Annotated in this window: 8 protein-coding genes; all 8 read left to right on the top strand. The window is 62.2% G+C overall.

What is annotated here, in order from left to right; translation table 11 throughout:
• Positions 1-337 precede the first annotated feature (337 nt).
• The 8 genes from Q0J60_RS08985 (at position 338) to Q0J60_RS08950 (ending at position 7,445) form a co-directional block, all read left to right on the top strand.
• Positions 338-736, top strand: coding sequence for a helix-turn-helix domain-containing protein (locus Q0J60_RS08985; protein ID WP_294440736.1), 399 nt, complete (start codon positions 338-340; stop codon positions 734-736).
• Between the two features lie 673 nt (positions 737-1,409).
• Entirely contained in the window at positions 1,410-2,225 is an 816-nt protein-coding gene (locus Q0J60_RS08980) for a UTP--glucose-1-phosphate uridylyltransferase (RefSeq protein WP_294440734.1), read from the top strand.
• Between the two features lie 29 nt (positions 2,226-2,254).
• A complete protein-coding gene (gene alr, locus Q0J60_RS08975) occupies positions 2,255-3,550 on the top strand; it encodes an alanine racemase (RefSeq protein WP_294440731.1) in 1,296 nt (431 codons plus the stop codon).
• Between the two features lie 80 nt (positions 3,551-3,630).
• A complete protein-coding gene (locus tag Q0J60_RS08970; protein WP_294440729.1) occupies positions 3,631-4,245 on the top strand; it encodes a uracil-DNA glycosylase in 615 nt (204 codons plus the stop codon).
• A 3-nt stretch (positions 4,246-4,248) separates the two neighbouring features.
• Positions 4,249-5,556, top strand: coding sequence for a folylpolyglutamate synthase/dihydrofolate synthase family protein (locus Q0J60_RS08965; protein WP_294440727.1), 1,308 nt, complete (start codon positions 4,249-4,251; stop codon positions 5,554-5,556).
• Positions 5,557-5,788: 232 nt separating this feature from the next.
• On the top strand, positions 5,789-6,646 hold the full coding sequence (locus Q0J60_RS08960) for a DegV family protein (RefSeq protein WP_294440724.1): 858 nt from the start codon (positions 5,789-5,791) through the stop codon (positions 6,644-6,646).
• 22 nt (positions 6,647-6,668) lie between these two features.
• Entirely contained in the window at positions 6,669-7,148 is a 480-nt protein-coding gene (locus Q0J60_RS08955) for a MarR family winged helix-turn-helix transcriptional regulator (protein WP_294440722.1), read from the top strand.
• A gap of 75 nt (positions 7,149-7,223) precedes the next feature.
• Positions 7,224-7,445, top strand: a complete 222-nt coding sequence (locus Q0J60_RS08950) for an acyl carrier protein (RefSeq protein WP_294440720.1) — start codon at positions 7,224-7,226, stop codon at positions 7,443-7,445.
• The last annotated feature ends 124 nt before the right edge of the window (positions 7,446-7,569 follow it).

Raw genomic sequence — 7,569 nt, 5'->3', positions numbered from 1 at the left:
GATTGCCATGGGAATTCCTTTCCTTGAATGCGGCACCGATGCACGTCTTTTCGCCATTCTAGCCATCGTGGTGAATCCTCGTCGAGCAACAATCCGTTGCGCGCCTTCGTCTTGGTGCGCCCTAATCGGGTCAAACGACAGGAGAAAGGCGCTGAACTGGGACTCTACCAACGGTCGAGTGAACTCTACTGAGGGTCGGTAGAGTTGCTGGGCCGCGTGTGCAATGATGCAGCCATCGAATTCGATACGTGAAATCAGTGCCGTGCCGATGCGACAGGCGAACGGGAAAGGTTGCGTCTGGCATAATGGCGACCATTACCAAGAAACGAGGAGTCTCATGCAAAAGGAAACATTCGGCGGCAAGGTGGCATCGCTGCGCAAAGAGAAGGGCATGACCCAGCTCGAGCTCGCCCAGAAGATGGGCGTTACCGATAAGGCAGTGTCCAAGTGGGAACGTGATCTTTCGCTTCCCGACGTGAGCTCCCTGCCGCGACTCGCCGAGGTGCTCGATGTGTCGGTCGAAGAATTGCTGCAGGCAAAAACCGCTCGCTCGGAAGGGGAGACAAGCGCGAAAATCGCCAGCTTCATCGACCTTGCGCTCAAGGCGGTCGCTCTCGCGATGGGCGTCGCGGTGGCAGTGCTTGCATTTCTCGGCCAAGTCGAAACGGGCTCGGCGCTCGCCATGCTGGGCATCGGCCTTGCCTGCCTTGCCATCGTGCAGCTTTCGGAGAAATAAGATGCTCGGGGAGGCTGAAGCGTGAATCTTGATCCCGTACCTGAAGCACACGTTAATTTTTCGAAGTAGGATGAAGGCTTGGAGCGGCATCGCAAGTCGTTTCCATGTCGCATAATTGCTGCGGATCGTATACCGAGGCGGCAATTGCTGAGGGTCGTGTACCGAAGTGGCCGAGAGCGTTTGTCCGGCATAATCGGGAGAGGCGAATTGGAGAGCGCAAAATCGCTTCAAATCGCAGTTCGTTTTCGAGTTGAAGCGGTTATGCGCGCGTAAGCCACCTTGTCAGTGGGAAAACAAGCGAATTGAAAGATAAAACTCCAGGTCAGAGTTTTTCTCGAGGAAGAAAATGCGTGATTGATCGGCGTTCGCAGCGCAAAACCGAGCCTATTCGAAGTTTGACTTCGATTAGCGACGGTTTTGCGCATCGTTCGCATCGTGTCTGCCACCCATCCCTATAGCGTCGATACATGCAGCCTTCGTGGGGCATGCGCCGGCTGCGCCAAAGTGCAGTACAATATTCCTGTTATGGTCAAAATCGCCGCCGGCCCGTTGCTGCTTGTGCGCATGCGGATGTCGAGCGATTCCCATGCGACGGGCATGGCACTGCCGGTCCATGAGCGCGGCGTGAACGTGCCTCTCGGTTGAGGCATTCGAACAGACAAGGAGCAACCGCATGAAGGCATTGATTCCCGCGGCAGGCATGGGCACCCGTTTCCTTCCCGCCACCAAGGCGCAGCCCAAAGAGATGCTGCTGGTGGTAGACCGCCCGGCTATCCAGTACGTGGTGGAAGAGGGCCTTGCCTCTGGCGCCGACGAGGTGGTCATCATCAACAGCCGCGAGAAGGTCTCCATCGAGAAGCATTTTTCGCCTGACCCGGAGCTCGTGGCAACACTGCGCGCCCGCGGCAAGGACGCCTATGCCGATGAGGTCGAGCGCGTGGGCAATCTCAACGTGTCCTACGTCTATCAGGACGAGCCGCTGGGTCTGGGCCACGCTATCCACTGCGCGGCGGAGGCCACGGCCGATGAGCCGTTCTTCGTGCTTCTGGGCGACGTGCTGGTGCCCGACAACAACGTGTGCCCCAAGATGCTCGAAATCTCCCGCGCCCACGGCGGCGCCAGCGTGATTGCCGTGCTGCCCGTGCCCGACGAGCAGGTGAGCCGCTTCGGCATCATCGACGGCGTCGAGGTGGAAGAGGGCGTGTGGAAGGTGAACGGCCTGGTGGAAAAGCCCAAGCTGGAAGACGCCCCGTCCAACCTTTCCGTATTCGGCCGCTACCTGCTCTCGCCCCGCGTGATGGAGCTTCTGGCCGACGCCAAGCCCACCGTGGGCGGCGAGATTCAGCTCACCGACGCGCTTGATGCCGTGCTCAAGGAAGAAGAGATGTACGCGCTGGTCATCTCCGAGGAAGACGGCTTCGACACCGGCACCATCGAAACGTGGCTGGCCGCCAACAACGCGCTGTACGCGCGCAAGATGAGCAAGTAGAAGCAGGGGATTCGGAAGAGGGAATGGATATGAACGGCTTCAACGCTTTCGGTGCGCAGGGCGCATCGACGGGGCGTGACGTGCAGGAGTTTCTGCGCGCCGCGCGCGAGCGTTCCGATGCGCAGTACCGCACGAAGGCGGAGCCCAACGAGTTTTCCGAGGAGCGCCTCGAGGGCATTACGGGTCCCGATCGTCGCTGGTCGTGGGTCGAAATCGACCTTTCCGCCATCCGCAATAACGTGGCGGTGGCGAAGCGACGTCTCACGCCCGGGTGCCGCCTCATGGCCGTGGTCAAGGCCAACGGCTACGGGCACGGTGCGGTGGCGGTGGCGCGCACGGCGCTTTCCGCGGGTGCCGCCCAGATCGCCGTCGCCACGGTGAACGAGGGCGTCGAACTGCGCGAGGCGGGCATCGACGCGCCTATTCTGGTGCTGTCCGAGCCTCCCGTGACCGCCGTTCCGGTGCTGCTCGCTTACAACCTCATGCCGTCGGTGTATACGGCGGAATTCGCCATCGCCTATGCCGAAGAGGCCGATGCCCACGGCATGCGCGCTCCGTTCCATCTGGCCGTGAACACGGGCATGAACCGCATCGGCGTGCGTTTCGACGAGGCGGTGGAATTTCTGCGCCAGATCAGCTTCCACCGCGCGCTGTCGCAGGAAGGCACGTTCACGCACTTCGCGACGGCGGACTGCTCCGAGACGCTCGACTTCAACATGCAGTTCCGCCGCTTCACCGAAACCATTTCTGCCATTCGCTCCATGGGCATCAACCCGGGTCTTGTGCACTGCGCCAATTCCGCGGCGCTTCTGCGCTATCCCGAGACGCATATGGACATGGCTCGTTTGGGCATTTCCATGTACGGCTTCCATCCGTGCCCCGAGACGCGCGGCCGCTTTGACCTGCGCCCCGCGATGAGCGTGCATGCGCGCATCACCGCCGTCAACATGCCTCCGATGAGCGAAGGCGTGAGCTACGGCATGAACTACCGAAGCCCCGGGTCGGTCAAGATCTGCGCGATTCCCGTGGGTTACGCCGACGGCTACGCCCGCGCGCTGTCGGGCCGTGCGTCGGTGGTCTACGACGGCAGGCTGTGCCGCCAGGTGGGCAACATCTGCATGGATCAGTGCATGTTCGAGGTGGACATGCGCAGCTACGGGTCGCACCGCCGCCTGGATCCCCAGGTAGGCGACGAGGTGCTGCTGGTGGGCGCCCAGGGCGCGGCAGCCGTGGGCATCGAGGACATCGCCGACATGCTGGGGACCATCCCGCACGAGGTGTGCTGCGCGCTTTCGGCCCGCATGCCCAAGGTGTATCTGCGATAAGACGCGAGGGCGCCGCGTGCCGGGCAATTCGGGCGCGACGCTTTATTGACGATAAGAAGGATTCCAAGAAGGATTCGGCCATGACCATCGTGAACGACCATTTCAAGACCATCTCGCCCGTGGGCGACGAGACGTCCGAGCAGCTTTTGGACATGATCGCGCAGAGCGTGGCGGGATGCCGCCAGTGCTACCTGTGCGAGGGGCGCACCAACGTGGTGCCCGGCTTTGGCAATCCCGAGGCGCGCGTGATGCTCATCGGCGAAGCGCCCGGCAAGAACGAGGACTTGCAGGGCCGTCCGTTCGTGGGCGCAGCGGGCAAATACCTCACCGAGCTTTTGGGATATGCGGGCCTCACACGCGAAGAGGTGTTCATCGGCAACGTGCTCAAGTGCCGTCCGCCTTCGAACCGCGACCCCCAGCCCGACGAGATTGGCCTGTGCGCACCGTTTTTGCGCGACCAGGTGCGCGCGATCGGCCCCGAGTACATCGTGACCATGGGCAACTTCGCCACGAAGTTCATTCTGCGTACCGACCGCGGCATCACCAAGCTGCACGGACGCTTGGAGCAGACGGGCCGCTTCAAGGTGTTCCCCGTGTTTCATCCGGCGGCCGCCATTTACGACCGCACCAAGCGCGAGTCGCTCGAGGAGGACTTTAGGACGCTGGGTCAATTTCTGCAACAACCGAGGGCATAGGGCATGACTGAAGAATTCGATCCCAAGGTATACCTCCAGCAGGGGGCGTGGCGCGATGTGCGCTTGGGGCTGCATCGTACCGAGGAGCTGCTCGAGCGCTTAGGACGTCCCCAAGACGGGCCGCGCATCATTCATGTTGCGGGAACCAACGGCAAGGGTTCCACGTGCGCGTTCCTTGCGGGTATCCTGCAGGCGGCGGGCTACAAGACGGGTCTGTTCACGTCGCCGTATATCCTGCGCTTCAACGAGCGCGTGCAGGTGAACCGCCAGGACATTTCCGACGAGGATTTGTATGCGGTTGCCTGCGAGGTGCGCGACGCGGCCGAAGCGATGGACGAGCATCCGACGGCGTTCGAACTCATAACAGCCGTCGCGCTGCTGCATTTCGCGCGCGTGGGGTGCGACGCAGTGGTGCTCGAGGTGGGTCTGGGCGGTCGCCTCGATTCTACGAACGTGGTCAATCCGGTGGCCTGCGCCATCGCGCCTATCTCGCTCGACCACACGCATGTGCTGGGCGGTACCGTTGCTAAGATCGCTGCCGAAAAGGCGGGCATCATCAAGCCGGGCGTGCCGGTGGTGTGCGCTGCCCAAAGCGATGACGCGATGACGGTCGTCCGCGACCGCGCTCGCGAGGTAGGCGCTCCGGTCATGGTGCCGCGCTTCGGGCGCATCCATGCACGGACGGAGGGTTTGCAACAGGTGTTTTCCTACGACGGCATCACCGATGTGCACCTGCGCCTCGCCGGCGTCTACCAGCCTTCCAATGCCGTCATGGCCATCGAGCTCGCGCGGCTTCTGCGCACGCGCGGCTTCGACATCTCCGACGAGGCGATCAAGCAGGGGCTTGAATCCACGCGCTGGCCGGGTCGCTTCGAGGTGGTGGGGGAAAATCCTGCGGTCATCGTCGACGGCGGTCACAACGAACAGGGCGCACGCGCGCTGGCGTCGTCGCTGCAAGAGTATTTCCCGCAGGGCGGCGTGACGTTTTCCATGAGCGTGCTGCGCGACAAGAATTATCGCGCGATGCTGGCCGATGTGCTGCCGCTCGCCAAACGCTTCTTCTGCTGCGAGCAGGCCGACAACGAGCGGGCGCTTTCGGCCGCTGATCTGGCCGATGCGGTTCACCAGGTTGCCGATGAGCTGGGTCTGGCAGCGCTTGACGTGCGCGTGTGCCCCAATGTGGGCGATGCCGCCCGCGCCGCCCGCGATGCCGCCGCATCTGACGGCGAGAAGGGCGTGGCCTGTTGCTTCGGTTCGCTCTATGCGGTTCACGACATCTACGAGGCCTTGGGCGTCAATACGAACGCGTAGGTGGGACACAGGCGGGCTCCTGCATGGGTGAGACCGCAGCTTCAGTTGCGGTCTTTTTCAGTAGGATATATGGTTAGACCATAAAATAGTTTGATTATCAAAACATTAAGGTATACTCCTTTGCGGTTCGAGCGAAGGACGCGTTGCTGCGCGCAATCAGGAAACCGGCTCGCTTTCGCTGGTCGATTCTGCCGCCGCGTCCTCGTCGTCAACGAGAAAAGGAGTGTCTAGCGTGAAAATCGCCATTCTTACCGACTCGACGTGCGACTGGCATCTCGAGGATTACGCCGCCCACGGCGTGACCATGGTTCCCCTGACGGTCGCGTTCGGGGAGGAAACGTTCACCGACCAGTACGAGCTCAGCTCCGAGCAGTTCTACGACAAGATGATTGCCTCCGAGGCTCTGCCCAAGAGCTCTCAACCTTCGCCCCATGCGTTCTCCCGGGCGTTCGAGCGCCTTGCCGCCGAGGGGTATGAGGGCGCCATCACCCTGCACATCGCGCCCACGCTTTCGGGCACCATGCAGGCAGCCGAGCTGGCCGCCCAGACCTCGCCCATTCCGGTGAAGGCTTTCGATTCGCGCGCTGCTAGCTCCAAGCTGGGCCTGCTGGTGGACAAGGCGTGCGAGCTGCGCGACGCCGGCTGCGACCTCGACGAGATGTACGACAAGCTGGTGGCCTACCGCGACGCCTCCCAGATCGTCCTCGCCACTGAAACGCTGGAGAACCTGGTCAAGGGCGGCCGTCTGCCCGAGGAGCAGGCCGGTCAGGCTTCTCTTTTGAACATCCGCATGCTGTTCACGCTGTCCAACGAGAATGGCCTGGTGCTTCCTTACGACAAGGCGAAGGGTGCCAAGGGCCAGATCAAGCGCTGCGTCCAGTTTGCCAAGGACTACATCGACGAGCATGGCCCGTCGGTCATCCGCATCGCCCATGCGCGCAACCAGGGCGCCGTCGACTCGTTCGTCGAGGCCCTGAAGGAAACCGGCGCCGAGTTCGAGCTGACGTCGGTTGACGCCTGCGGCTGCATCATCGCCACGCACCTTGGCATGGGTGCTTACGCCATCGCAATCGCCCCGCGCGATATGTAAATGCCCTCCGGAAGGACGAATCATGACTGAGACGGCAGCACGCCGCGCAGAACTCAACGAGCTTTTGGTCGAGACGTTCAACAGCATCCTTCGCGTAGAGGAGGACGTGCTGAACAATCGCCTGACCGATGGCCTCACCATCGCCGAGATTCACACCATTCATGCGGTGGGGCTGCATGATTCCAGCCCCATGAACGTGGTGGCGGCGCGTTTGGGCGTGACGCTCGCGACGCTCACGGCATCGGTGAGCAGGCTAGTAGCGAAGGGCTTCGTCGTGCGCTCTCGCAGCGAGGAGGACCGCCGCCAGGTGCTTGTGTCGCTGACCGCCGCGGGGCGTTCGGCGTATCGCACGCACGAGTTGTTTCACCGCCAGATGATCGACAACGCGCTGGCGAACCTCACCTCCGAGGAGGAAGTCGTCTTGGCGCGCGCGCTGAGCAAAGTCAAAACGTTCTTCGAGGACCACGAAAAGGGTATGGCGGCGGCGCGCGAAGCCAAGTAGCGACCCGCCGTATAGGGAAAGCCCCGGATCGTAGACCGACACGGGGCGAACAATCAAAAGAAAGAGGAAATTACCATGGCAACCATCGACATCGTCAAAGAGATCCTGTCCGAGAACCTCGACATCGACGCCGAAACCGTGACTCCCGAGGCCACCTTCGAGGGCCTGGGCATCGACTCCCTGGACATGGTGGAGCTCATCTCCGAGATCGAGGACCGCTGCGAGGTCGAGTTCGGCGAGCCCGTGGGTCTGGAGACCATCGGGCAGCTCTGCACCTACATCGACGGTCTGGAGTAGTTCCGCCGTTCTGCCGAACGGCGGAACGGGCCGCCGCTGCGGTCAAATCTGACGGCCGGCTAGCCATTCACTCTTCGCTTGCGTACGCAGTACGCGGCGCTCCTCGTTCAAGGCTATCCAGCTC

Source organism: uncultured Slackia sp. (genome assembly GCF_944321625.1).
GTDB lineage: Bacteria > Actinomycetota > Coriobacteriia > Coriobacteriales > Eggerthellaceae > Slackia.
The sequence above is the reverse complement of the archived record's forward strand: the minus strand, read 5'-3'. Positions and strand labels throughout refer to the sequence as shown.

Coding starts and splice junctions, on each gene's coding strand:
- Q0J60_RS08980 (WP_294440734.1), top strand. CDS start 1,410: ATGAAGGCATTGATTCCCGCGGCAGGCATGGGCACCCGTTTCCTTCCC.
- Q0J60_RS08985 (WP_294440736.1), top strand. CDS start 338: ATGCAAAAGGAAACATTCGGCGGCAAGGTGGCATCGCTGCGCAAAGAG.
- alr (WP_294440731.1), top strand. CDS start 2,255: ATGAACGGCTTCAACGCTTTCGGTGCGCAGGGCGCATCGACGGGGCGT.
- Q0J60_RS08950 (WP_294440720.1), top strand. CDS start 7,224: ATGGCAACCATCGACATCGTCAAAGAGATCCTGTCCGAGAACCTCGAC.
- Q0J60_RS08970 (WP_294440729.1), top strand. CDS start 3,631: ATGACCATCGTGAACGACCATTTCAAGACCATCTCGCCCGTGGGCGAC.
- Q0J60_RS08965 (WP_294440727.1), top strand. CDS start 4,249: ATGACTGAAGAATTCGATCCCAAGGTATACCTCCAGCAGGGGGCGTGG.
- Q0J60_RS08955 (WP_294440722.1), top strand. CDS start 6,669: ATGACTGAGACGGCAGCACGCCGCGCAGAACTCAACGAGCTTTTGGTC.